Genomic DNA, 25,951 nt, shown 5'->3' with positions numbered 1-25,951 from the left:
TCCGGAGGAGATGCCATGAGACTCGATCTCGATTCTCTGCGTGGTTCCGTACTGACGGATGCCGGCATCAGCGTTCCCACCTTCGATGTCGAACGAATGCGTAGTCAGGCCCATGATCATCCGCGCTGGATGCATATTGGTCCCGGAAACCTGTTCCGCGTCCACATCGCTCGGCTGGCTCAAGACGTCATGAATTCGGGAGCGGAACAGTGCGGCGTCGCTGTCGTTGCGCAGCGGAGTCCGCAGCGCCTCGATCGTGGCCTTGGCGACCATGACCTGCTGACCCTGGGAGTCACTTCCCATGCTGATGGCCACACTGACTTCGGAGCCATCGCCTCCATCAGCGAAGGACTGGCCTACCGACGTACTGACGATTTCCGTCGCATCACCGGGATCGCATGTGCTGACTCCCTGCAGCTGATCACCCTGACGATCACGGAGAAGGGCTACCAGCTCACCGGGTACGACGGTTCCTTCCAGGACGCCGTCGTCGAGGATTTGGGCCGCGACCCCATGACCGATGCGATGTCGACGACGATGGCCCTTGTCGCCGCCCTTCTGGTGCAGCGCTCGCACGCCGGTGCCACTCCGGTTGCACTGGTCTCCTGTGACAATTTCTCCCACAACGGAGACGAGCTCCGCACCTCAGTGCTGACGATCGCCGAGGAGTGGGAGAAGAGGGGAACTATCGACCACGAGGTCGTCGAATGGATCTCGGAGAAGGTCGCCTTCCCGATCTCGGTCATCGACAAGATCACTCCTGCCCCCTCGCAGAAGGTTGCCGACCAACTCGCCTCGATGGGGTTCGAGGACATGTCGATTGACCCCGACGCCGGGGTGGCAGGATTCGTCAACACCGAGCCGGCCGAATACCTCGTCATCGAGGATTGCTTCCCGAATGGGCGCCCGGAGCTGGAGAAGGCTGGAGTCCACTTCACCGACCGTGACACGTGCGACCGATTCGAGCGGATGAAGGTGACGACCTGCCTCAATCCGCTGCACACTGCTCTGGCCGTCACCGGCGTGCTGCTGCGCAAGCCCACTATCGACGAGGCCATCAAGGATCCCGGTCTCGCTGGCCTGGTGCACCGTCTGGGATGGCAGGAGGGGATACCGGTCGTCAGTGACCCCGGGATTGTCGATCCCAAGGAATTCCTCCGGGAGGTTGAAGAGGAACGCTTCCCGAACGCATTCCTGGGCGATACACCAAGTCGAATTGCGACTGATTCCTCACAGAAGATTCCGATCCGTTTCGGCGAGACCATCAAGTCCTATCTTGCCGATGATTCCCTGGACGTCGCGTCGCTACGGGCGATCCCCTTCATCCTTGCCGCCTGGTGCCGATACCTCATGGGAATCGCCGATGACGGCAAGCCGGTCGAGCTTTCCCCCGATCCTCTGCTCGATGATCTTAAACCCGTTGTGGCAGGAGTTCATCTGGGTGACGAGGATCCCAAGGCCATCACCCCCATCCTGCGTCGCGCCGCCATCTTCGGTGTGGACCTGACGACGACGCCACTGGCGGAGCTCGTTGAACAATTCTTCATTCGTCTGACGGCCGAGCCGGGTGCCGTCAGGGCGGTTCTGGACAAGGAGTTCGCACAATCATGAAGATGACATTTCGGTGGTACGGTCCGGAAACCGATCCCATCACCCTGCAAAATATCCGTCAGATTCCCGGAACCAGCGGAATCATGGGAGCAATGGACTGGATTCCGGTCGGAGAGGTGTGGTCAGAGGAGGAGATTTCCTCCTACGTCCAGAAGGTCAATGAGGCCGGCCTGGAGTGCGAGGTCATCGAGTCGGTGAACGTCCATGAGGACATCAAGCTCGGCAAGCCGTCTCGTGACACCTACATCGCCAATTACTGCAAGACCCTGGAGAATCTCGCAGCTCATGGGATCAAAGTGGTCGTCTACAACTTCATGCCGGTGTTCGACTGGCTGCGCACCGAGCTGTTCCACCGCAATGAGGATGGATCGACCTGCCTGTACTACGACCACGAGGAGCTCGAGGGTCTGACTCCTCAGGACATTGTCAAGGCCACCCTGGATTCGTCGGCCTTTCCGCTGCCCGGTTGGGAGCCTGAGCGACTGGCCGACCTCGACGAGGTGATGGCCCAGTACGCCGACATGGCTCCGGACCAGCTGCGCGACAACTATCGCTACTTCTTGGAGGGAATTGCTCCGACCTGTGAAAAGGTCGGTATCCGGATGGCTGTCCACCCCGATGATCCCGCCTGGGACATCTTCGGAATTCCACGCGTCGTTCACAGCGATTCAGATTTACAGAAGGTCGTCGATCTCGTTGATTCCCCGGCGAACTCGCTGTGTGTGTGCGCAGGGTCACTGGGGTCAAATCCCGACAATGATGTTCCTGCCATTTTCACGAAATACGGAGATATGGGACGAATTGCTGCGGCTCATGTCCGCAACGTGAAGTTCCTAGGACACAAGAAATTCAAGGAAGCGGCACATCTCTCCAGTGATGGATCGCTGGACATGTACGCCATCATGAAGGCCATTCACGATCACTGCCCGGACGTCTACATTCGTCCGGACCACGGTCGGATGATCTGGGGAGAGATGGGCCGACCGGGATACCCGCTGTACGACCGCGCTCTCGGAATCACCTACCTTAATGGCTTGTGGGAGGCCATCGAAAAGGCGTCCGCCAGCTGATTCAGCCGATCACTGGAGATGACCGGACCAGTCCTCGGCGGTTGTGTCGCACTCGTGGCATGCAGGCTGTTGATGAAGCCAGGCTCGGTCGTTCTGTGTGGTGGAGTCGTGATCGTTTCGGAATGTCTATTCACTGGGAAGAATATACTTTTTCGGTGCGTGATGAATAGGTGAGGTCATGAATGGGTGAGGTCGGTCGAGAGGATGATCGCCAGGGATTATCAATACGCTATTCTCACTGCCACACATCATAATGGATATGCGTTGTTCGAGTCTGTATCTTCGCTACCCGACGGCCAAGGTATTAGGTTGAGACTTCGTTGCTGAGTTTCTCGTAGCCGTTCGGAACCGTGGGATCTGGGTAGGCTTGTACACTTCCCTCAGCGACTGGTCATGACCGGACTTCCCGCACCATGACGACCGTCAGCACCCGATGCGGGGTGTCGCCCCTGATTATGTGCCAGATCTCGAGTCCTTTCGGCAATTTTTGCATGGTCAGGTGAGAGAACTGTGTTCCGGTTATGGACCGCTCGACGTCCTATGGTTCGACTTCTCCTCCCCGGGGACGGGGCCGTAGCAGTGGGGTGCTGACGAGCCCATTCGGATCGTCCGTGAGTTGCAGCCTGACGCGATCGTGGTTAACCGCCAATTTCTGCGCTTGAGAACAGCATGCGATCATCTCGCAGATAGGATTCTTGCGAGCTGGACATGTTGGGAGGCGATGGGTGATGGCCGGCAGTGGGACCACGACTCTCAAGGGCCAGAACGGGCCGCGGGCACGTCAGCTTGCGATCGCCGAGGCGGTCGTTCGAGCGGGGTCGGTCACCGTCGAGGACCTCGTCGAGGCCACCGGTGTATCTGCCATGACGGTTTATCGCGACCTTGCGACCCTCGAGGCCAGTGGAGTGCTGCAGCGCCATCGCGGCCGGGTGGTTGCGGTTGCTAACGGTTTGCACGAGGCGGACGCCACATTTCGGCTGGAGCAGAGTTCGACGGACAAGCAGGCGGTAGCCGACCTTGCCGGAGATCTCATTGGCCCAGGATGCTCGATCATGCTCGACGACTCGACGTCGGGAGTGTGGCTGCTGCGGTCCCTCGGAGACCACTCACCACTGACGGTTGTCACCAATTCACTCTTGGTGGCCGACGAGGTCATTGCCAATGGTTCGGACAAACTCGTCGTCTCAGGTGGCGAGTACCAGTCCTGGGCGAAGTCGTTGATGGGCCCCGCGGCGGTTCGGATGATCCGTTCCATGCACGCGGATCTGTGCTTTCTGTCCGCCTCGGGGATCTTCGAGGCCGGGTGTTATCACCCGTATCAGGAGGTCGTTGAGGTCAAGCGGGCCATGCTCGAGTCAGCCGAGAAGCGGGTCCTGCTGCTCGACCACACCAAGTTCGGACGACGCGCGCTGTTCAAATTTGCCGATCTGACGGAATTTGATCACGTCGTCGTCGATGCCCACACCCCACACGGGATTCTTGACCAGCTGCGCGACCTCGGGGTTCACCTCATGGTGGCAGAAGGCCCTACGAAGAAGTCGTGATCATTGGCGGAGTAATTTTCTCCCATCCCCTTGACCCGGAACGGGTGCGGTGACACGATGAATTGACACCCGCTGATGGCGGATGGCCCTATCGCCTTGGTTTTGGGTTTGCGAAGGGTAATCGGTGGAGTGCGTCTGTGTGGACGCTGAGCCGGAAACCACATGGTCACAGATGTCGATCGGATCTATTTCGGCGATGAGGACCAGCAAACACAATCACGAGGAAGTGATCATGGCTGAAATCGTCATTGGTGTCGATGGGGGAACGACCGCGGTCAAGGCGGTCGCATTCAGTCTCTCAGGCGACGTCGTCTCGACCCGTCATGAATCGGTCCCAGTCAGGTACGGCGATCATGGCGAGGCTGAGCAGGACATGAATCAGATCTGGGAGGCCGTCGCAACCTGTATCCACGGTGTCGCGGATGCCTTGGGCCCAGAAGACGACGTCGTGGCGGTCGGTCTCACCGGGCAGGGTGACGGAGCGTGGCTGATAGACGAGGATGGGGCTCCTGTCCGGCCGGCAGCAATGTGGCTGGATGGTCGGGCCAGCGAACGTGTCGAGCAGTGGAATGACGATGGTCGAGCGTCCCGGGTCTTTGACGTGACAGGGACGAAGGTCTTCGGCGGGCTCTTCCCCGTCCTCATGGAGGAGCTGTTGGAGACGGATGGGGCACGTGTCCGCCGCGCAGCGACTCATCTCAACTGCAAGGACTGGATACGATTCAAGCTCACAGGAAATCGTCTCACGGATTACACCGAAGCTTCCCGGTCATATCTGGATGCGACGACTGCTCAGGGATTCTCGCGCGGATTGGCGGAGGATTTGGGGCAGTCGGAATTACTTGACCTTCTTCCGGAAATCCGCCGTTCCGAGGACATCGGGGGTTATGTCACGGAAGAGGCATCCCATGAGGTGGGGCTTCCGGTCGGTACTCCGGTCGGAGTGGGCATGCTTGACATTGCTGTCACTGGCGTCGGTCTGGGTGCGGCCCACGACGGGGAGGGCTGGCTGATTCTGGGAACCACTGGATTCGTCGGGACCCTGCTGCCGTCCATCGAGGACCGTAGGTCCAAGGAGTCCATGCTGGTGGCGACCGGTCGTGGCACCCAGGTGCTGGAATTCATGGCGCCCATGACGGGCACGCCAAACCTTGACTGGATCCGACGGACCCTGGGGTTGGCCGATGAGAGCTGGCAGAGCATCGAGGCCCGCGCTCGCCGGTCCACCCCTGGGGCGAATGGCGTCGTGTACCTGCCCTATGCCTCCCCTGGGGGCGAGCGCGCGCCCTTTGTCGACACCAACGCCAGCGCATCGTGGATGGGGATGTCGCTCACCACGACCCCCGAGGACGTGTTGCGCAGCGTCTATGAGGGCGTTGCGTTGTCCCTGGCCGACTGCGTCTCACACTTGGCGATGAGTGGCGATCTCGTCGTGTCCGGCGGTGGGTTCAGGTCCGACCTGGTCTGCGAGATTCTCGCTGACATTACGGGCAAGTGTGTGGTGCGACAGAGCGCGCCGGAGGCCGGAGCTCGCGGAGCAGCTGTTCTTGCCCTGGTCGCGGCCGGCCGTTACGACACGATCGGGGACGCCTCTGCAGCCATGGCATGTTCCTTCGAGACCTTCGACCCGCATCCGGAGCGCGGTGAGATTTACCAGGCCGTCGCGAATGTGTATTCCGAATCCCGTAGTGCCATCAGACCGATGTGGCCCCGGATGAGAGCCCTTCGACAGATCAAGGAGGCTGACAATGAGCGTTGATTCTCCAGTGAAAGTCCTTGTGGCAGGTGATCAGTTCGAGACGGTCGAGGTGCTTGGTGGCGCCTTGCGCAAGGCTGTCCCCGATGCCGAGATCACTGAGCTGTCATCACAGTGGCCTATCACACCCATGGGCGACATCGACGAAGTGCACGAGGCAGCCGGTGACGTGGGTGAACTCATTCATGCGCTCCAAGGGATCGATGTGTGTGTCAGCCACACCTATCCATTCACGGAGGAGGTGTTTGACGCCTGTCCCGATCTCAAACAGGTGACCATTACCCGGGGCGGTCCGGTCAACGTCGACATCGAGTCGGCCACTCGACACGGGGTCCAGGTGACTTACGCACCGGGACGCAATGCGACGGCAACAGCCGAACACACCGTCGCCATGATCATGGCGACGGTACGACAAATCCCTGCTCACCACATCACCTTGACCTCAGGCACCTGGGAGGGCGACGCATACCGATACGACCGGGTGGGTATGGAGATCAGCCGAAATGACGTAGGAGTTGTCGGCTGTGGTGCAGTCGGTTCCCGGGTAGCGATGATCATGGCGGCCATGGGAGCCACGGTGCGGGTGTTCGACCCCTGGGCCGATCCCGACTCGATGCCAGATGGCGTCAAGGTCTGTGATGACTTCGACGAGGTGCTGAAGGTGAGTCGCATCCTGACGCTTCATGCCCGAGCCAACGAGAACAACCGTCACATGATTGGGGCTGAGCAGCTCGCGGAAATGCCTGCGGGTTCCGTCCTCGTCAATTGCGCTCGCGGTTCACTCGTCGACTACGACGCAGTGTGTGATGCCATCGAGAGTGGCCATCTCTACGCTGCCGCCTTTGACTGTCTACCCCGCGAGCCGTTGCCGCCGGATTCCAGACTGCTGCACACTCCGCGCGTGGTCCTCACCCCACACGTCGCCGGCGCATCTAGGCAGGCTGCAGAACTTGCGGCGCGTATTGCAGCTGACGATGTCGCTGCACTGGTGCAAGGACACACTCCCACATACCTTGCCAACCCCGATGTCATCGATTGAGTTAGGAGAACAACATGCTCTTGGAACAAGAACGACAGGCTGTCGTCGACACATGCCGCACCATGCAAGCCCAGGGACTGGTCGTGGGAACTGCAGGAAATGTGTCGATCCGCGTCGACGACATGGTCGTCATCTCGCCGTCCGCAGTGCCTTACGAGGAACTGACTGCGACCGACATCGGGGTCCATGACATGGATGGCAAGGCCATCGAGGCGAAGTACAAGCCTTCCTCGGAGCTGCCGCTGCACCTGAGTGTCTATCGAGCCAGCGGCACAGGGGCGATCACGCACAACCATGCCCCGGCATCAACAGCTCTGGGCCTTGTCGTCGACGAGATTCCGTGGTCTCACTACTACTCCGGAATGTTTGGCGGCGCCGTTCGAGTTGCACCGTACGCCGAGTTCGGAACCGATGAGCTGGCACGTAACGTCACGAAGGCGCTTGAGGGACGATGCGCAGCTCTGATGGCCAATCACGGTGCGATCACGACGGGGCCGACGGTTGACAGGGCTCTCTCCCTGCTCCCGTACCTCGAGTACATTTGTGAGGTGCACCTCCGTGCAATGTCTACTGGCCGTCCCATCAAAGTACTTGATGAGGAGCAAATTACTGATGCCACACAGGGGATTGCCGGTTACAAGCCGAAGGCTGCCGACGAAGACTGAATACCCGGGACGACGTTGCCTAGCCTCAGCCCCTGAAACGTCCGGAACATAAGGAGAAAGCGGATGCCGGACCTCGGACGCGGCATGGTCATACCATCTGCCACGAGCCAGACGTTGCAGGCTGCCCTGGCGGCTCCCTCACCGAATGTCTTGCTGACTGGTGTGGCTCTTGACGAGCTTCCAGAACGTGCGAAACAGGTGCTGGGGGCCGGGAAGCACGCGATTGTTCACGCTGACATGACATCGGGCTTACATCCAAACGCGGCGGCGCTGTCGTTCCTGAAGGATCATTGCGGAGTTGAGACGATCATCAGCACCAATGCCAAGGTCATCGAGACAGCTCGACGCCATCACCTACAGACAGTATTCAGGGTGTTCCTGCTCGACTCAATAGCGCTGCGAACTGCGGCGCGCACGCTGGGAAACATTCAAGTTGATGCCGTGGAGATCCTGCCGGGGCCAATGGCAAGGTCCGTCATCGAGCACATACGGGCCACCGGTCCTGATCGCACATTGCTTGCGGGTGGTTTTGTCCGGACGTCGCAGCTCGTCGAGGATCTGTTTCGCGCCGGGTTCGACGGGGTGACGACGTCATACCCTCCGCTGTGGCAGAGAACGCCGCTGAGTCAAGGCACTCGCTAAAACAGCGTGTCAGATCACCCGCCGTCATCCGCTGACACAGTATGCAAAACGTGTCCGGAGAAGGAGAGCAGTTATGTTGGAGCATCTCAAGGCCGAGGTCTGTGATGGGAACCTCGAGCTCCCACGCCATGGCCTTGTGACATGGACATCGGGGAATTTGTCAGCCCGCGATCCGCAGACTGGGTTGGTCGTCATCAAGCCGTCTGGCATGGCTTATGAAGGGATGACGCCGGACGACATGGTCGTCGTCGATCTTGACGGCAAGGTCGTCGAGGGGGTGCACGGACCATCGTCCGACACGGCGTCCCACCTGTACGTGTACCGCCGGCGTCATGACATTCGCAGCATTATTCACACTCACTCGACCTTCGCAACGGCGTGGGCTGCGACCGGTCAGGACATCCCGTGCTGCTTGACGGCCATTGCCGACGAGTTCGGCGGGCCGGTACCGTGCGGCGACTATGCCCAGATCGGTACCGAGCAGATCGGTGAGCAGATCATGAGGTTCGTTGATCAGTGCCCTGCGGTCCTGCTGAAGAAGCACGGTGTCTTCACCGTTGGCACGTCGATCGCGAGGGCCGTCAAGGCTGCTGTCATGGTGGAGGACGTCGCCCGGACCGTGACCTACGCGAAGCTGATCGGGGAGATCTCGCCGTTACCGCAGTCCGAGATCGATGCAAACCATGACCGATACACCAATCGGTATGGAACCGCGGCTGCATCGTCAGGTGTGACGCTCTGACGGGACGCGTTCCCGGAATGCCCCCTGCTATCACGTCCGGCCAGACCTGACAGCAGGGGCAATTTGGCATCGCGTGGCTGGAGCCTGCGCCAGTGCGCAGAGGGGGAAGGATCCAACTGTGGCGAAATCCACACCCTAATCCCTTACTTTTCACATCAACAGTGTTAATATCAACACTATGAGTCGTTGCTTCTCGCATTTGCGAGTGAGACTCCCCAACGCACGGCAACGAAGCATGGAGGGATCATGGGACTGAGAATCGTCGTCGCCGCAGATCCGGCGGCAGTGCAGTACAAGGACGCCATCAAGGCCGATCTCGAGGCTGATGCGCGAGTCGACGAGGTTATCGACGTCGGCGTCCAGGAGGGTGATGACACCCTGTACCCGCACATCGGCGTCAAGGGAGCCCACGTCATCAAGGATGGCAAGGCCGATCGAGGTATTTTCCTCTGCGGCACCGGAATGGGCATGGCCATTACCGCCAACAAGGTGCCGGGCATCCGAGCCTGCACCGCTCACGACTCCTTCTCTGTGGAGCGCCTCATCATGTCCAACGACGCCCAGGTCCTGTGCCTGGGACAGCGCGTTATCGGGCTCGAGCTCGCTCGTCGTCTGGCCCGCGAGTTCATCGGGTACACCTTCGATCCGAGCTCTCACTCCAAGACCAACGTCGATCTCATCAACGCCTACGAATCAGGCGACATCGCCGGGGAGGCTGCCCCGGGCAGCTGCTGCTGACACCGGTGTGGCGCGGGAGCCGATGACCGCGCCACCCACTTCACACCTCACATCTGAGCCACCCCACCCCCTGGGGGGACGACCTCCAGGACGCCCAGAAAGACCGTGTGCAGCACCGTCGTTGCCCACGGACATCCGATCGCGGGTAGATCCCGCCCTCATGAAGGAACACCGATGTTCACCACCTCTGTTGGAGTCTTCATCTTCGGGCTCCTCGCCGCCATCGCCGGCGGCGCTGTCGGAGCTGCCATTGGCGGCAACTACGCCTTCGTCCTCACCGGTTTCTGCGTGCTGGCCTCCTGGGGAGTCTTCGCCGCAACCGGAAACACCTTCGGCCTGGACTACCTGGCCTTCGGTCCCTTCATGGGACCGCACATCGCTTTCGCCGGCGGCGTCGCGGGAGCCATTTACGCCCGCTACCGTGGCCGTCTCGATGACGGCAAGGACGTCAATACCCCGCTGGCCGGCATCGGCCGCCCTGACATCCTCCTGATCGGTGCCCTCTTCGGCGTTTTTGGATACCTGTGCCAGATTGGCATCTCCAACATTCCGTGGTTCGGCAAGCACACCGACTCCGTTGCCCTGACGGTGCTGATCTCCGGTCTGCTCGCCCGCCTCGCCTTCGGCGGTCTCCCCGGAAAGGGTCTGTTCCACGGCTCCCTGCACAACCCGGAGCTCTTCCACGAAGACGCCACCACCTTCCCGGCCAAGATCAAGCCGGGTCCCAACGGACGGTGGCTGGAGTGGCAGGAGAAGCCCAGCCAGCTGCTGACGATCGGTTCCCTCTTCGGCATCTTCGCCGGTGGAGCCTCGCTCTTCCTGGCCGCCAACGTCGGCGCCCGCCTCACCAAGATGGGCTTCGACAACAACCTGGCCGCCCTCAACGCTAACAGCTTCTGCTTCGGAATCTCGGCCGTCATCATCCTGTTCCTCATCACCAACCGGAACATGCCGGTCCAGCATCACGTGACGAACATCGCCGGCCTGGCCGCAGTGCAGTTCTTCCCGCTGCTGATGGGCAAGAGCATTGGCACCTATACCTGGACGGCCACCTCGACGTGGGATTCCCACACCTGGGGAATGGCGGCGGTCGCCCTGCTCATCGCCGCGATCTTCGGCATCTTCGCCGCCGGTCTCGGCGAGTTCTGCGCACGGCTTTGGTACGACCGCGGCACCAGCCACATCGACCCGCCTGCTGCTGCCATCTGGCTGAGCAACACCGTGGTCGTCACACTGGCTGCCCTGTTCGCCTGATCTGACCCAAGGAAGTAGCAAGTATGAATGACGTCATCGACGCACCAACCACATTCGCCAATGCCTATGTCTTCGACATGGACGGCACCATCTACCTTGGCGACCACCTCCTGCCTGGTGCCCGCCGCATGATTGAGGAGCTGCGTCGTCGCGAGATTCCCGTGAGGTTCCTATCGAACAACCCGACGAAGGATCCGAGTCAGTACGTCGAGAAGCTCGAGAAGCTGGGCCTGCCGACCGCTATCGAAGACATCTCCAACACAGTCGTGACGACGACGCGCTGGCTGGTCAACAACCACCCGGACGCCAGGGTCTTCGCCATCGCGGAGGAGCCCCTCAAGCGGAGCTTGCAGGAGGCCGGTGTCGAACTGTGCGAGGATCCCGAGAAGATCGACATCGTCATCGCCTCGTACGATCGCACCTTCGATTACCGCAAGCTGCAGATCGCCTTCGACGCCATCTGGTTCCACAAGCGCGCCTTCCTCGTCCAGACCAATCCGGACCGGTTCTGCCCCTTCCCGGGCGGCCGCGGCGAGCCCGATTGCGCTGCCATCACAGCAGCCATCGAGGCGTGTACCGGACAGCAGTGCAAGGTCAGCCTGGGGAAACCATCCCCGGTCATGCTCACCGAGGCGCTGTCCGGGCTCGACGTCGATCCGTCGGATTGCGTCATGGTCGGTGACCGACTGCAGACCGACATTCAGATGGCCCTCGACACCGGCATGCAATCAGCCTGCGTGCTGACCGGTGAGGCCACCGCGGATGACGTCGCAGCACTGGATGCCGAGCACCGTCCGACCTGGACCCTGGATCGCATTGACCGGCTGATCCCTGCCTCGGCATGGCAGGAACTCGGCTGGACCGAAGACAACGACTGACACGACGACGGGGCTGCGAGCATCGCGGCCACAGCCCCTCAAGACACACTCACAGGAGACAACGATGTTGAACAACGGCCCTTACCTCTTGGGCATTGACTACGGCACCGAGTCGTGCCGAGTGGCAATTTTCGACCTTGAAGGACGTCCGCTGACTTTCGCAGCGACCCCGTACAAGACCACCCACCCCCGTCCAGGCTGGGCCGAACAGGATCCCGAGGAGTGGTGGAAGGCCCTTCAGGCGTCCTGCCATCGTGCCATCGCGGCTGCCGGGATCTCCCCGGCTGCCATCGGCGGTATCTCCTACGACGCCACGACGCTGACGATGGTTGCCATGGACGAGCGTGGCAACGAGCTGCGTCCGGCCATCATGTGGATGGACGTCCGCGCCACGGAGCAGGCCGCTCGCGCGGAGGGATCTGACTCGGTCGCCCGCCTCTACAACGGCGCCGGAACCTCCCCGGCAACCGCCGAGTGGTATCCCTTCAAGGCCGCCTGGCTGCGTGAGCACGAGCCGGAGACCTATCGCAGGACCGCTCACCTCGTCGACGCACCGGACTGGGTGACCTACAAACTCACCGGCGAGTGGACGACCAACATCAACTCCGCCGCTATCCGGATGTACTACAACCGCGACAAGGGCGGCTGGCCGGAGGACTTCTACGAGACCATCGGCTGTGGTGACGTTTTTGACAAGATCCCGGAGCGGGTCCTCGATCTCGGCACCCCGGTCGGCACCCTCGGCACGATTCCTGCTCAGCTGCTCGGCCTGCGTCCGGGAATTCCGGTCGCTCAGGGTCTGGCTGATGCATGGGCCGGCCAGATTGGACTGGGCGTGCTGTCCCCAGGTTCGATGGCTCTCATCACCGGCTCCTCGCACGTGTTGACCGGCCAGTCCGACACTGAGATCCACGGCCAGGGATTCTTCGGCGCGTACACCGACGGCGTCATGCCCGGCCAGTACACCGTCGAGGGCAGCCAGGTCTCGACCGGTTCGGTGCTCAAGTGGTTCAAGGACAACTTCGCCGCCGACTACACCGCTGCCGCAGAGAAGATCGGTCTCAACCCCTACGACGTCCTCAATGAACAGTCCCGGAACATCCGTCCCGGATCCGACGGCCTCATCATCAACGAGTACTTCCAGGGCAATCGCACCCCGTACACCGATTCGAAGGCCCGAGGTATCATCTGGGGACTTTCCCTCATGCACACTCCGGCGCACTTCTACCACGCCATTCAGGAGTCGGTCTGCTACGGCACGGCCCACAACCTGCGCGCCATGAAGGCTGCCGGTTTTGAGGTCGACCGCATGGTCACCTGCGGCGGTGCCACCAAGAGTCGCAACTGGATGCAGATGCACGCTGACGTCGCAGGCGTCCCGATCGCACTGACCGAGGTTGGCGACGCCGTCGTGCTCGGTACCTGCATGGTCGCCGCCGTCGGTGCCGGCCTGTTCAAGGACCTGCCCGAGGCTGCCAAGCAGATGGTTCACGAGATTGACGTCATCGAGCCCGACCAGGAGCGTCACGAGGAGTACCAGTACTACGTGGACAAGTACTGCGACACCTACCCGCAACTGCGCCCCATGATTCATGACATGGTCGATCACGAGGCCGACAAGAACTGACGATCACACCGATCAGAGGAGAAGTAATGTCCGAATTGATTGACAAGGCATTGGCTGATTGCGACGACACTGACGTCGTGATCATGGGTCACGACGTGCTTGATGAGACCGGGCGCGTGTTCAAGGAACTGTTCGGTGGCGCGAAGGCGATCATCATTGCCGACGAGAACACCTGGGCCGTTGCCGGTGAGCAGACCAAGACGTCCTTCGAGACCCACGGGGTTGAGACCGTCGAGCCGATGATCTTCCCGGGACGTCCCACCGTTTACGCCTGCTACGAGAACATCGAGAAGATCCGTGACCACATCCGTGACCTCGACGGGGTGATTGCCTGTTCCATCGGTTCGGGCACCCTCAATGACCTCACCAAGCGAGCCAGTGACGAGCTGGGGCGGCGCTACATGAACGTCTGCACGGCCGCATCGATGGATGGATATGCCGCCTTCGGCGCCTCCATCACCGAGAACGGTTTTAAACACACCATGAGTTGTCGCGCCCCCCAGGCCCTCATTGCCGATCTGCCGATGATGGCTGGTGCGCCCCAGCGCTGCACCGCCACCGGACTGGGTGACCTCATCGAGAAGATCCCGGCCGGAGCCGACTGGATCGTCGCTGACGAGCTGGGTGTCGAGCCGATTGACCAAGAGGTGTGGGATCTCGTCCAGGGTCCGCTGGCTAGCGCGATCAGTGACCCGGAGGGCCTTGCGAATGGAAAGCCGGAGGCATTCAACGGCCTCGTCGAGGGTCTTGTGATGTCCGGTTTGGCGATGCAGAAGTACCGCATCTCGTCTCGTCCCGCGTCGGGTGCCGGCCACCAGTTCTCCCATGTGTGGGAGATGGAGCATCTCGGTATGGATCAAGAACCCCCGTTGACCCACGGGTTCAAGGTGGGCCTGGGGACCATCTCGGTGCTGGCCCTGTGGGAGAAGGTATTGGAGCATGACTTCACGACTCTTGACGTCGACACCGCCGTCGCCAAGTGGCCTACGGCCGAGGAGATGGAGGCCAAGGTTCGCGCCAACTTCACCGGAGACATGCTGGAGCCAGCCGTCAAGCAGACGATGGACAAGTACCTCGACGCGGATGCCCTGCGCGAGCGTTTGGAGGTCGTGAGGTCGAAGTGGCCGACCATCCAGGAGCGTTGCCGCGCTCAGGTGATGCCTGCGGCCCGCGTGGAGAAGATTATTCAGGCCGTTGGCGGTATCTACCATCCGGCCCAGATCGGCTTGACCCGGGAACGTTTCCACGACACCTACTACCGGTGCCAGATGATCAGGTCGCGGTACACCCTGCTCGACCTGCTGGTGGAGACGGGGACCATCAGCGACTTCGTTGAGCCGCTGTTCGAGTCTGACGGATTCTGGGGTCAGCGCCCCTGGCCGCAGGACTGACAAGGTCCGTCAGAACTGACACATAGACCGTCGTGGGGGGGGGCCGGCTTACTCGCCCCGGCCCCCCCCCACGACTGCATCGAGGAGAGGGTCATGGCCGACAAGTTCGTGGTGGGACTGGATTTTGGCACTCTGTCGGGACGTGCTGTCATCGTCAGAGTTAACGACGGTACCGAAATGGGCACTGCTGTCCACGAGTACCCGCATGGCGTCATGGACCGGGTATTGAGTGCGGCAGGCGGACAGGAATTGCCGCCTGATTTTGCGCTCCAGGACCCTGCTGACTACATGGAGACACTTGAGGTCATAGTTCGCAGGGGCATCGAGGATGCCAAGATCGATCCCGCGCAGGTTGTCGGGATCGGATTGGATGTCACCTCGGCGACGGTCGTGGCCGCGAAGGCGGATGGCACACCCATGTGTCAGCTGTCTGAATTTCGTGATGAGCCTCACGCCTGGGTGAAGCTGTGGAAGCATCATGGTGCGCAGGACCAGGCGGATCGCATCGTGAAGCTCGCACAAGTGCGTCGGGAGCCGTGGCTCGCTCGCTACGGAGGGATTCTCTCCTCCGAGATGCTCATGCCCAAGGTCCTTGAGACCTTGGAATGGGCGCCGGACGTGTACCACGCCACCGATGTCTTTTGTAACGCATTGGACTGGTTGACGTGGAGGCTGACCGGAGTTCTCGCCTTTTCGGCAGGGGATTCGGGATACAAACGTATGTATCAAGATGGCCAGTACCCGTCCCAGGAATACCTGGCCAGCCTGAACCCTGAATTTGCTGATGTCTTCGTCGAGAAGATGAATGCACCTGTGTTGCCGTTGGGGGCGCGGGTCGGTGGATTGACACCTGAGTTTGCCGAGCGTCTTGGCCTGCCGGCAGGAATCGCCGTCGCGACCGGAAATATCGATGCTCATGTCACGGCAGCAGCTGTTCAGGCAGTTGAGGATGGCCAGATGACGGCCATCATGGGAACCTCTGCCTGCTACGTCGTCCCAGGGCCGCAATTGAAGGAAGTTCCGGGGATGTTCGGCGTCGTCGACGGAGGCATAGTCGACGGCTCATGGGGCTTCGAAGCCGGTCAGACGGCCGTCGGGGACATCTTCGCCTGGTTCGTCAACAATTGTGTCCCAGGTTCCTACCATGACGAGGCCATGCGTCGCGGTATAGGTATCCACGACTTGTTGACTGAGAAGTGCGCGGGTCAGGAGGTTGGAGCCCATGGGCTCATCGCGCTGGACTGGCACAACGGCAACCGATCAGTCCTGGCGGATGCCAATCTGTCTGGAATGATCCTTGGCCAGACCCTCACGACGACCCCGGAGGATCAGTACCGAGCCCTGCTGGAATCAACAGCTTTTGGGGCCCGCACCATCATCGAGTCGTTCCGTGATTCGGGAGTTGACATCGATGAGCTCGTCGTCGCTGGTGGGTTGACCAAGAACACTTTCCTCATGCAGCTGTTCTGTGACATTTGTCGGGTGCCTCTGAGCGTGGGGACCGCGCAGCAGCCGGGTTCACACGGATCTGCGGTCTTTGCGGCAGTGGCCGCGGGTCTCTACCCAGATGTCAAAGCAGCCTCTGCTGCCATGGGAGCGAAGGAGGATGGCGTCTACCAGATCAATGAGGAGAGAGCCGTTCAATATGACGCCTTGTACGCCGAATACGCTCGTCTTCACGACTACTTCGGCCGCGGCGGAAACCAGGTCATGCACCGGCTCAAGGAGATCCGACGCCAAGCACGTTTGCGGGCCCGGGAGGTCAAGAGAGGGTGACGAAGGACGGCATCCTTGCACATCTGTGACATCAACACCTCCACAAGTGCATGACGATGGGGTTGCGAATAGGATTCCCAGTGAGGACCTGAACCCCCACCCATCGCCATGACGAGCGACAACACATCACACAGATCAGGCCAACAAGCCAATACGAGAGGAACATCGTGGCAACCGAACTGACGTGGACCGACACCGACAAGCTCGCTGTCGACACCGCACGAGTGCTGGCGGCCGACGCCGTCGAGAAGACCGGTAACGGGCACCCCGGCACCGCCATCTCCCTGGCCCCGCTGGGCTACCTGCTCTACCACAAGGTTATGGCCGTCGACCCGGCCGACCCGAACTGGCTCGGCCGTGACCGCTTCATCATGTCCGCAGGACACTCCTCGCTGACCCAGTACACCCAGCTCTACCTGGCCGGTCTGGGCCTCGAGCTGTCCGATCTGGAATCCCTGCGCACCTGGGGATCCCTGACCCCTGGCCACCCTGAGTACGGCCTGACGAAATTCGTCGAGACCACCACCGGCCCGCTCGGTGCTGGCGTTGCCAACGCCGTCGGCATGGCGATGGCAGCTCGCCGTGAGCGTGGCCTCCTCGACCCGGACGCCGCTCCCGGAACCAGCCCCTTCGACCACTACGTCTACGCCATTGCCGGTGATGGCTGCATGCAGGAGGGCATCGCTTCCGAGGCGTCGTCCCTGGCTGGGACCCAGGAACTGGGCAACCTCATCCTGTTCTACGACGACAACCGGATCACCATCGAGGGCGACACCACCATCGCCTTCTCTGAGGACGTCGAGGCTCGTTACGAGGCTTACGGCTGGCACGTCCAGCACGTCGACTTCACCAACGGGGGCACCACCTACGAGGAGAACGTCGAGGCCCTCATGGAGGCCATCGACAACGCGAAGGCCGTCACCGACAAGCCGTCCTTCATCCGTCTGACCACCGTCATCGGCTGGCCGATCCCAGTGCTCGCCGGCCTGGCCCAGGTGCATGGTGCGAAGATCGGCACCGAGGGCGTCAGCGCCCTCAAGGAGAAGCTCGGTTTCGAGGACACCCCCTTCGCCATTGACGTCGAGACGGTCCAGAAGGTGCGTTCCGCCTTCGCCGAACGCGGCAAGGGTCTGCGCGAGGCATGGGACAAGAAGTTCGCCGCTTGGCACGACGCCAACCCTGACGGCGCCGACCTCCTTGAGCGGATGCTTGCCCACAAGCTGCCCGACGATCTCGAGATCCCGACCTTCGAGCCCGGCAAGATGAGCACCCGCAAGGCCTCCGGAGCCGTCCTGAGCGCTCTCGGCCCTCAGCTTCCCGAGCTGTGGGGCGGATCGGCAGACCTCGCCGGCTCCAACAACACCACCATGAAGGGGGCCGACTCCTTCCTGCCCGAGGATCGCTGCTCCGAGAAGGATCCAGGTGGCCCCTACGGTCGCACCATCCATTTCGGTGTGCGCGAGCACGCCATGGGTGGCATTCTCAACGGCATCACCCTGTCGGGCCTGACCCGTTGCTACGGCGGAACCTTCTTCGTCTTCTCCGACTACATGCGTCCCTCGGCCCGTCTCGCGGCCCTCATGAAGGTCCCGTCGATCTTCGTGTGGACCCACGACTCCATCGGCGTTGGCGAGGACGGCCCCACCCATCAGCCGATCGAGCACCTGGCTTCCTACCGTGCCATCCCGGGCCTCGACATCGTCCGTCCGGCCGATGCCAACGAGACTGCGGTGGCGTGGCGCACCATCCTGGAGCACAGCGACCGTCCCGCCGGACTGGTGTTGTCGCGTCAGGACCTGCCGACGATCGACCGTAGCGAGTACGCCTCTGCCGAGGGCGTTGCCAAGGGTGCCTACGTCGTGTCCGAGGCCGGCGCCGAGCCCAAGCTCATCCTCATCGGCACCGGATCCGAGCTGTCGGTGGCCCTCGAGGCGCAGAAGAAGCTGGAGGCTGACGGGGTCCCGACCCGGGTCGTCTCTATGCCGTGTCAGGAGTGGTTCGACGAGCAGGATGAGGAGTACCGCGAGTCGGTTCTGCCCAGCTCGGTGACCGCTCGTGTCAGCGTTGAGGCCGGTATCGCCATGGGATGGTCGAAGTATGTCGGCTGCAAGGGTGCTTCGGTCTCCCTGGAGCACTTCGGTGCCTCTGCTGCCGGAACCCTGCTGTTCGAGAAGTTCGGCTTCACCGCCGACCACGTCGCAGAGGTCGCCAAGTCCGTTCTGTGACGCGGACCGAGGCATGACGATGTCGAACCGACGCCGGGCGAGCCAAGACGAGGAGATGCTCCACGTCGCGGAGATGTACTACTTCGAGCAGATGACCCATGCCGCGATCGCCCAACGACTCTCCATGAGCCGTTGGACGGTTGGCAGGATTCTCGAGGAAGCTCGCCGCACCGGGATGGTCAAGATCACCATTGATCACCCACTCGCCCGGCATCACCGGCTCGAGACCGAGTTGGTGGAAACCTTCGGGTTGCAGACGGCCGTCGTCGTGCCCGTCCAGGCCAGTGACGAACTGACCTTGGACCTTGTCACTCGGATGGCAGCTCAGCGGCTGTCCGAGTGGCGACCCCAGCCGCAGGTGGTCGCGGTGAGTTGGGGACGGACGACGGCTCATCTTGCTCAGCACCTGGGGTCTGGTTGGGATCCCGATGTCGTTGTCGCCCAGACCAACGGCGGTGTTGCCGTCACGAGGAACGACCTGGTGGGACGCTCCGTCGTGCGGATGGCCGAACTCGGCCCGGGCAGATCTCTCACCCTGCAGGCCCCGACGATCGTCGGATCGGCGGATCTGGGGAAGATGCTCCGCAAGGACGCGTCGGTCTCACGCCCGCTGGAGGCTGCCCACAAGGCTGATCTCCTCGTCTACTCGCCCGGAGCTGTCAGTACCGATTCGATCCTGGTGACGGCGGGCCACGTCACGAAGGACGGTATCGAGGAGCTGCGTCGCAAGGGTGCCAGCGCAGACATCATGAGCCACTACGTCGATGTCCACGGCGAGGTCGTCGACGAGGAACTGGATTCGCGCACGATTTCAGTGGATTTGGACTGCGTCAGGGTGACAGGCGACGACCACAATCCTTCGCGTTCTCGACGAGTCCTGGCTGTTGCCTCGGGAGCCGAAAAGGCCGAGGCCGTGGGGACCGTGTTGCGGGGAGGATTGTGCACGGATCTCGTTGTCGATGCCCATGCTGCGGAGCAGGCTCTGCAGTGATCCTTTGTGTGGTCTGAAGGCCCATATCCTCATTTCTGCACGGAAGTGCAGACTGCTGACGAATGTGGGATTCGCGTGTGACTAGTGGTTAGCGTGAATGGTGTCGGGCCCATTGCCGGGCCACAACCCACCTTCGGAGGTACGAAGATGCTCAAGATTGCAGTGCTCGGTGCGGGCGTCATGGCCACCGCATTGACCTTCCCCGCTGTCGAGAACGGCAACGACATCCGTCTCATCGGCACCCACCTCGATGATGAGATCATTGATTCCATTCAGGCCACCCGGGAGCATCCTGTTCTCGAGCTCAAGGTCGACGAACGCGTCAAGGCCTATCACTTTGCTGACGCTGCCGAAGCCGTCGAGGGGGCCGACGTCATCATGAGCGGCGTCAACTCTTTCGGTGTGGACTGGGCCGGTGAACAGCTGGCCAAGCTGGCGAAGCCGGGCCAGACCATCCTGTGCGTCACCAAGGGCATGCAGGCTGACGAGGACGGTACCCTTCACATCCTTCCTGATGTGTTGAAGAAGCACATGGGCGACCTTGCCAACGAGGTTCGCTGGGCAGCGATCGTCGGACCGTCGATTGCTGGTGAGCTGGCTGTGCACCGCAACACCTGTGTGGTGTTCTGCGGTGAGGAGCAGAAGGTCCTGGACCGGCTCGCTGCGGCGTATCGCACCGACTACTACCACGTCTGGACGTCCACCGATTTCATCGGACACGAGGTCGGTGCCTGTATGAAGAACATTTTCGCCTTTGGAGGCGGATTTGCGGCTGGCATGCTCGAGAAGGCTGGCCAGACTGATGCCAGGTACGTCATGTACGACTACACGGCAGCCCTGTTCGGTGAGGGAGCCCGTGAGCTCAAGCAGATGGTTTCCTTCATGGGCGGCGATCCCGAGGTGGCCACCGGTCTGGGCGGTGTTGGCGACATGTTCGTGACGACGATGGGCGGACGCAATGTACGTGCCGGCACCTATGTCGGAGCCGGAGTGCCGTTCTCGGAGATCCGCAACGTCAAGATGAAGGGCATCACCCTCGAGGGGGTTGCCGCCATCGGCGTCGTCGGTGAGGCGATCGGAAAGATGACCGAGCGCGGGGCCATTGCCGAGACCGACTTCCCGCTGGTGCGGGCACTGTACGAGATCGTTGCCCACGATGCGCCGCTCGACCTGCCTTGGGAGAAGTTCTTCGGTGGGGAAAGGTGATCACTGGCCCGCCTCGGTAGGGGGGAACCCCAGTGCGGGCGTGACGGTGCCCGAGAGCCGTGAGGCTCTGCACACCTTCCCACGGCCATGAGCACCCACCGTCACTGGTATCTGCCGTCGGCACCCACCGCAGCGGGTGCAAAAACTGCCGACTCGAGAGGGTCTTGAGCACTCTGGTGTTTCACGACCCCGCGGGTCGGTGTTTTTGTGCACCGGGACTGGATTGCTGGGTGCTTCCAGTGGTTTTGCCTGGATGGGCCGGGTAACCGCTCGGTGGTTGTGAACCGGAGGTGCCCTTCGAGCCACCACGACCTAGACTCATCTGGTCGAACTAGAAAGGCTGTCATGAACAACGTCATCGAGGTCACCGACGCGACCTTCGCCTCCGAGGTTCTCGGGGCTGCCAAGCCCGTCCTCGTCGACTACTGGGCTGACTGGTGCGCCCCCTGCAAACAGCTCTCCCCGATCATCGAGGAGCTGGCTGGGGTCTATGGCGACCGGATGGTTTTCGCCAAGGTCGACACCAACGCCAATACCCGGATTGCGGCCGAGCAGGGAATCATGTCCCTGCCCACGATTCAGGTCTGGCAGGGCGGCCAGCTCGTCAAGTCGCTGCAGGGCGGTAAGACGAAGAAGGCGCTCGTCAAGGTCATCGAAGAGTTCGTGCGCTGAGGAGGAATCATGCCGTCCGCCACCAAGAAGGTTTCCCTGGTCCGTCGTAGCGAGGGCCACTACACCGCCACCAACGCGCGTGGCGGTCAGATCCGTTTCGGCTCCGGTCAGGATGCCGAGTTCACCCCCGTTGAGTTGCTGCTGGCAGCCATCGGTGGATGCTCGTCCGTCGACGTCGACACCGTAACGAGCCGTCGCGGCGGGCCGACCCAGTTCACTGTGTCCGTCATGGGCACCAAGGTGAGCGACGAGGAGGGCCGAGCATCCCTGGGAGACGTCTCGGTCGACTTCCAGCTCAGCTTTCCCGACACCGACGAGGGCCATGAGGCGGCGGGACTGGTGAATCGCGTCGTCGCGATGTCGCGAGACAAGAACTGCACCGTTTCTCGCACGGTTGAGGCGCAGACCCCGGTGACCTTCAGCGTCGCCGGTGAGCCCTTGGACTGAGGCACCTCACGCGGAGGTCCTGGGAACTCCACACAGACGTGACGATGGCCGGGCCCGGCGACGAAAATCCCCGGGCCCGGCCATCGTGTGTCAGCAGGAGATGAGATCGCGCAGCCAGGCGATCATGTTGTCCTCAGCCTCCTTCGCTTGGGGGAAGGCGAGGGTGAAGCTCTGGGTGGCGTGGGCCATCCCCGGGATTGTCGTCAGCTGTACCGGCACCCCGGCCGCTTCCAGCTTGTGTTGCCACGCGAAGGAGTCGTCGCGTAGCGGGTCGACCTCGCAGTTGAGCACAAACGTCGGCGGAAGGCCGGTCGCATCCTCCAGACAGATCGGGTTGCTGCACGGGTCGTCAAGACTTGCCCCATGAGACAAGTAACGAACATGGCTGTGGTGCAGCGCGGCCGCGAGACCGGGGGCGTCACGCTGGGCCTCGACCATCGCGTCGGAAGTGTCTGAAAGGTCGAGAACCGGCACCTCGAGGACCTGACCGAGAATCTTCGGGCCACCCTCGTCACGGCAGGTGATTCCTGTCGCAGCCGCGAGATTTCCACCGCCTGAGTCCCCGCCGACGACAACCCTGGATGCGTCAAACCCCTCAGCTTGGGAATTTTCTGCAACCCATCGCACGACATCGACGACGTCATGCAAGTTCTCGGGGTAGTTGTGCTCGGGCAGCAGCCGGTAGTCGACGCTGACGACGCACATGCCGGCACGCTGGGCAATGCTGGCCGTGCGGGAGAGCACGGTGCGCGGAGAGCCGTGAACAAAAGCCCCGCCGTGGGCCCACACCAGTACTGGAGTGGGATCAGGGAGGCCCTCCGGACGCTGGATCAGGACCGGGATGGGGCGATCGCGGCCTGGCACCATGCGATCCTCGAGCTCCAGCGAGTTGGGAATCTCGGGTGTCAATTTTCCCCGCAGGCTTGCTGCGAAGTCGTTTTGCTGCGCCCGTTGCTCCGCGAGCGTCTGTTCCTTCTGGGGCTGACGCTCCAGGATTTCGGCTAGTCGTGGATCTAGTTTCATCTCACTTCACCCTTGTCACTCGTGTGATGCACAACGATCCGAGGACGGCCAGGACGATCGTTGCGATGAAAAGTCCGGGATAGCCGGTCGTCTTCACCAGCGTCGCGCCGATACCGGGAGCGAAGACGATCGGCAAGGAGTTGGCGGCGTTGAGGAAGCCCAGGTCACGAGCCGAATCGTCGCGGTTGGGCAGGACCTCGACCATGAGTGCGCCATCGACGGCCATGTACGTACCGAAAGCGGCGCCGCCCAAGGCTGCGAAGACGGTGAGGGTCCAGGGCTCGTTGACCAGGAAGAGAGGGATGACACCCGCTCCTGCGATGAGCGGGGCGATCATCGTGAAGGGTTTGCGACGTTTGACCTTGTCGGACCATGGCCCGGTGATGACGTCGAGGATGACGGCGGTGACGGCAAGAACCGATGAGTTCATGGCAATGAGCTTTCCGGCGGCTGCCCGTGTCATTCCCATCTCGTCAGTGGCGATGTAGAGCTGGAACTGCATCACCATGAACAGGGAGATGACGAAAAGGAACCGGCCAACCAGAATCCACCAGAACTGTCCGTCCGAGGGCGGCTTCATCTGGGATGCGAACTGACGCCAGGTGACCGGTGGCCGCGGGGAGTGATTGCGCAGCGGGTGAGGCGGCAGAAGGAAGACCACGATGATGCTCGAGATCAGCATCATCCAGGCTGCGACGAGGAATCCTTGGGATGGTCGGGTGACAAGCGCCCCTGCGATAACCGCACCAATGATCTGGGCCAGAAGATAGCCCGCGCCGCCAAAGGCGGACACCTTGCCGAGTACGGAGTCGGGGACGTAGTCCGGGGGAACGGCGTTGAAGGCGCCGAGCATGCAGTTAAGTCCGCCTTGGTAGATCATGTGCGCGATGACGAGGAGGGCGGGGTTTCTGGTCAGGCCGATGGCGGCGAAGGCCAGGGTTCCGACGATTGCGCCGCCGATGATCCAAGGGTTGCGCGGGCCGAATCTTGACCTCGTGCGGTCTGACAGGGTGCCCGCCGTGATCATGCAGATGACAGCTGCGATGGCTCCCGTGGTGGTGAGCAGGGCAAGGAAGTCGACCTTGTCCTCAGGCTTTACTTCAGCAGCCAGTGCCGCGAGCAATGTTCCACAGGCTGCGCCGACGGCGGCCCAGCCCAACTGTCCGATGAACATGACTGTGCCAAGACGGCCGGTACTCGCGTACTGCTTCTGCTGAGGCTGGGCAGCTTCGTTCGGGGTTGTCGTCATGGGCTTGCTCCTTTGCCGGGGAGGTGCGGGTGGGCCGACCTCCACAAACCCTAGTGGTACTAGGTATTGTAGGACATGGTTCCCGGCGTGGTCGACATCTGGGGTGGCTCGGGCACGTCGGAGAACCCAAAATCCCGCCTCGCGGGCGGTTGAAACACTGCCTTGAGCTGTAAGTCCGTGAGACGGGATTCTTGTGAACCGGAGCTGAGGGGAGTGTGGGGTCGGCGTCGGCTTACCCGTAGGCTGACACGGTGCCCCGATCGCCTCTTCCACAACGTCACGGCCTGGAATCGGCATGGGTCCACACCCCCGATCACGGAGAATGCCGCAGGTTGGCGACCGCACGGGGGATTGACGGCTGGCCCTGGCCGACGATGCGTGACTATCTGGTCGAAAAGCTCGTCAGAGTGGGTGGGCAACGAGTTGACGAGATGCTCGACGAGGGGAGGTTCGTCGACGAAGCCGGATGTGCCTTCACGGGGAGCTCCCCCTTCGCTCCGCAGACATTTGTCTTCTTCCACCGCGATCTTCCTGAGGAGACTTCTGTCCCGGCTGGTATCGGGATCTTGTACGCCGACGATCGGATCCTGGCCGTCGACAAACCGCACTTCCTGTCGTCAATTCCGCGAGGCCAGCACGTTCTCGAGTCGGTGGTTGTCCGGCTGCGGACCCAGCTGGGGTTGCCAGAACTGACCGTGGCCCATCGTCTCGACCGGGTCACTGCCGGAGTGCTCCTGCTGACCAGGGAGAGGAAGTGGCGTCGGCCCTACCAGGAGATGTTCGAACGCCGGAAGGTGTTCAAAAAGTACCGGTTGGTCGCCCCTGTGGCGCAACACCGTGCCGGGGACGGGGTCGTGGTGGCGAAAGACGGCTGGCAGGTGAGGTCGAGAATCATCAAGGAACGAGGCATCCTGCAGGCTCGTGAGATTCCGGGCGAGCCGAATGCCGTGACTGGCATCACTTTGCTGGCCGAGCATGAGGGGCTGGGCCTCTACGAGGCTAGACCGAGGACGGGTCGCACCCACCAAATTCGTCTCCACATGCAGCGGTTGGGAGCTCCCATAGTCAATGACCCCTTTTACCCGGTACTTCTGGATACCCCGGTGGATGACTTCAGCCACCCGCTGCAGTTGCAGGCCTGGCAGATGGGATTCACCGACCCCGTCTCCGGGGAGCCAAGGATCTTCACGTCGAGGTTGGGTCTGTCCGCCTGGCAGTAAGTGACATGGGCCCACCCGAGAATGAGGTGACGAAAATGGCCGCCTCCCCGGAACACGATTCGTAGGAGCGCTTCCCGCTGTGCCAGAGCGGTGTCTCTCGGTGTGGAGCACCCACTGCTATTCCACTGAGACAGTGGTTCGCCGCATCGCCTCGTACCTTCACGAAGCGACACGGCGAAAACTGA

22 protein-coding genes are annotated in these 25,951 nt (G+C 61.8%); 20 read left to right on the top strand and 2 right to left on the bottom strand.

Annotated features, from left to right (window positions below; translation table 11 throughout):
- Positions 1–15 precede the first annotated feature (15 nt).
- The 19 genes from AC6I1W_RS02580 (at position 16) to AC6I1W_RS02490 (ending at position 22,274) form a co-directional block, all read left to right on the top strand.
- The gene (locus AC6I1W_RS02580; RefSeq protein ID WP_117188337.1) at positions 16–1,611 is read left to right on the top strand and encodes a mannitol dehydrogenase family protein; all 1,596 of its coding nucleotides are present in this window, start codon (positions 16–18) and stop codon (positions 1,609–1,611) included.
- Positions 1,608–2,681, top strand: coding sequence for a mannonate dehydratase (gene uxuA / locus AC6I1W_RS02575; protein WP_065672893.1), 1,074 nt, complete (start codon positions 1,608–1,610; stop codon positions 2,679–2,681). The genes AC6I1W_RS02580 and uxuA overlap by 4 nt, the downstream gene beginning before the upstream one ends.
- Before the next feature lie 728 nt (positions 2,682–3,409).
- Positions 3,410–4,225: a DeoR/GlpR family DNA-binding transcription regulator gene (locus AC6I1W_RS02570; protein ID WP_065672892.1), complete on the top strand. Its 816-nt coding sequence runs from the start codon at positions 3,410–3,412 to the stop codon at positions 4,223–4,225.
- Between the two features lie 232 nt (positions 4,226–4,457).
- Complete coding sequence (locus AC6I1W_RS02565; RefSeq protein WP_065673059.1) at positions 4,458–5,984, top strand: FGGY family carbohydrate kinase; 1,527 nt, start codon at positions 4,458–4,460, stop codon at positions 5,982–5,984.
- On the top strand, positions 5,974–7,020 hold the full coding sequence (locus AC6I1W_RS02560; RefSeq protein WP_065672891.1) for an NAD(P)-dependent oxidoreductase: 1,047 nt from the start codon (positions 5,974–5,976) through the stop codon (positions 7,018–7,020). Before AC6I1W_RS02565 ends, AC6I1W_RS02560 begins: the two co-directional genes overlap by 11 nt.
- A gap of 14 nt (positions 7,021–7,034) precedes the next feature.
- Positions 7,035–7,685, top strand: a complete 651-nt coding sequence (locus tag AC6I1W_RS02555) for a class II aldolase/adducin family protein (RefSeq protein ID WP_065672890.1) — start codon at positions 7,035–7,037, stop codon at positions 7,683–7,685.
- 63 nt (positions 7,686–7,748) lie between these two features.
- A complete protein-coding gene (locus AC6I1W_RS02550) occupies positions 7,749–8,327 on the top strand; it encodes a glycerol-3-phosphate responsive antiterminator (RefSeq protein WP_117188339.1) in 579 nt (192 codons plus the stop codon).
- Positions 8,328–8,400: 73 nt separating this feature from the next.
- Positions 8,401–9,069 carry an L-ribulose-5-phosphate 4-epimerase gene (locus tag AC6I1W_RS02545; RefSeq protein WP_016666560.1) on the top strand — a complete coding sequence of 223 codons (669 nt, stop codon included), beginning with the start codon at positions 8,401–8,403 and terminating at the stop codon, positions 9,067–9,069.
- 246 nt (positions 9,070–9,315) lie between these two features.
- Complete coding sequence (locus tag AC6I1W_RS02540) at positions 9,316–9,807, top strand: RpiB/LacA/LacB family sugar-phosphate isomerase (protein ID WP_016666559.1); 492 nt, start codon at positions 9,316–9,318, stop codon at positions 9,805–9,807.
- Positions 9,808–9,981: 174 nt separating this feature from the next.
- Positions 9,982–11,061 (top strand): DUF7973 family transport facilitator, encoded by a 1,080-nt coding sequence (locus AC6I1W_RS02535; RefSeq protein ID WP_016666558.1) that lies wholly within the window; start codon positions 9,982–9,984, stop codon positions 11,059–11,061.
- Positions 11,062–11,084: 23 nt separating this feature from the next.
- A complete protein-coding gene (locus AC6I1W_RS02530; protein WP_117188341.1) occupies positions 11,085–11,939 on the top strand; it encodes an HAD-IIA family hydrolase in 855 nt (284 codons plus the stop codon).
- A 64-nt stretch (positions 11,940–12,003) separates the two neighbouring features.
- Complete coding sequence (locus AC6I1W_RS02525) at positions 12,004–13,566, top strand: FGGY-family carbohydrate kinase (protein ID WP_117188343.1); 1,563 nt, start codon at positions 12,004–12,006, stop codon at positions 13,564–13,566.
- Positions 13,567–13,592: 26 nt separating this feature from the next.
- Complete coding sequence (locus AC6I1W_RS02520) at positions 13,593–14,957, top strand: sn-glycerol-1-phosphate dehydrogenase (RefSeq protein WP_016666555.1); 1,365 nt, start codon at positions 13,593–13,595, stop codon at positions 14,955–14,957.
- Positions 14,958–15,050: 93 nt separating this feature from the next.
- Positions 15,051–16,733 carry a ribulokinase gene (locus tag AC6I1W_RS02515; protein ID WP_117188345.1) on the top strand — a complete coding sequence of 561 codons (1,683 nt, stop codon included), beginning with the start codon at positions 15,051–15,053 and terminating at the stop codon, positions 16,731–16,733.
- Between the two features lie 167 nt (positions 16,734–16,900).
- Positions 16,901–18,958, top strand: coding sequence for a transketolase (gene tkt / locus AC6I1W_RS02510; protein WP_065672886.1), 2,058 nt, complete (start codon positions 16,901–16,903; stop codon positions 18,956–18,958).
- Positions 18,959–18,977: 19 nt separating this feature from the next.
- Complete coding sequence (locus tag AC6I1W_RS02505) at positions 18,978–19,949, top strand: sugar-binding transcriptional regulator (protein WP_117188425.1); 972 nt, start codon at positions 18,978–18,980, stop codon at positions 19,947–19,949.
- A gap of 147 nt (positions 19,950–20,096) precedes the next feature.
- A complete protein-coding gene (locus AC6I1W_RS02500; protein ID WP_284950758.1) occupies positions 20,097–21,155 on the top strand; it encodes an NAD(P)H-dependent glycerol-3-phosphate dehydrogenase in 1,059 nt (352 codons plus the stop codon).
- 345 nt (positions 21,156–21,500) lie between these two features.
- Positions 21,501–21,827: a thioredoxin gene (gene trxA / locus AC6I1W_RS02495; protein ID WP_063279850.1), complete on the top strand. Its 327-nt coding sequence runs from the start codon at positions 21,501–21,503 to the stop codon at positions 21,825–21,827.
- Positions 21,828–21,836: 9 nt separating this feature from the next.
- Positions 21,837–22,274 carry an OsmC family protein gene (locus AC6I1W_RS02490; RefSeq protein ID WP_065672884.1) on the top strand — a complete coding sequence of 146 codons (438 nt, stop codon included), beginning with the start codon at positions 21,837–21,839 and terminating at the stop codon, positions 22,272–22,274.
- A gap of 90 nt (positions 22,275–22,364) precedes the next feature.
- Here AC6I1W_RS02490 and AC6I1W_RS02485 read toward each other — a convergent pair whose 3' ends face one another.
- Positions 22,365–23,297 carry an alpha/beta hydrolase gene (locus tag AC6I1W_RS02485; protein WP_284950756.1) on the bottom strand — a complete coding sequence of 311 codons (933 nt, stop codon included), beginning with the start codon at positions 23,295–23,297 and terminating at the stop codon, positions 22,365–22,367.
- 1 nt (position 23,298) lies between these two features.
- The gene (locus AC6I1W_RS02480) at positions 23,299–24,471 is read right to left on the bottom strand and encodes an MFS transporter (protein ID WP_117188427.1); all 1,173 of its coding nucleotides are present in this window, start codon (positions 24,469–24,471) and stop codon (positions 23,299–23,301) included.
- Between the two features lie 449 nt (positions 24,472–24,920).
- Between AC6I1W_RS02480 and AC6I1W_RS02475 the strand changes: the two genes are divergently transcribed.
- Entirely contained in the window at positions 24,921–25,766 is an 846-nt protein-coding gene (locus AC6I1W_RS02475) for a pseudouridine synthase (protein ID WP_065672882.1), read from the top strand.
- Positions 25,767–25,951: the final 185 nt, after the last annotated feature.

The sequence above is a fragment of the Cutibacterium sp. KB22876 genome, assembly GCF_059728865.1.
Note: the sequence above shows the minus strand (reverse complement) of the source record. Positions and strands in the feature narration are given on the sequence as shown.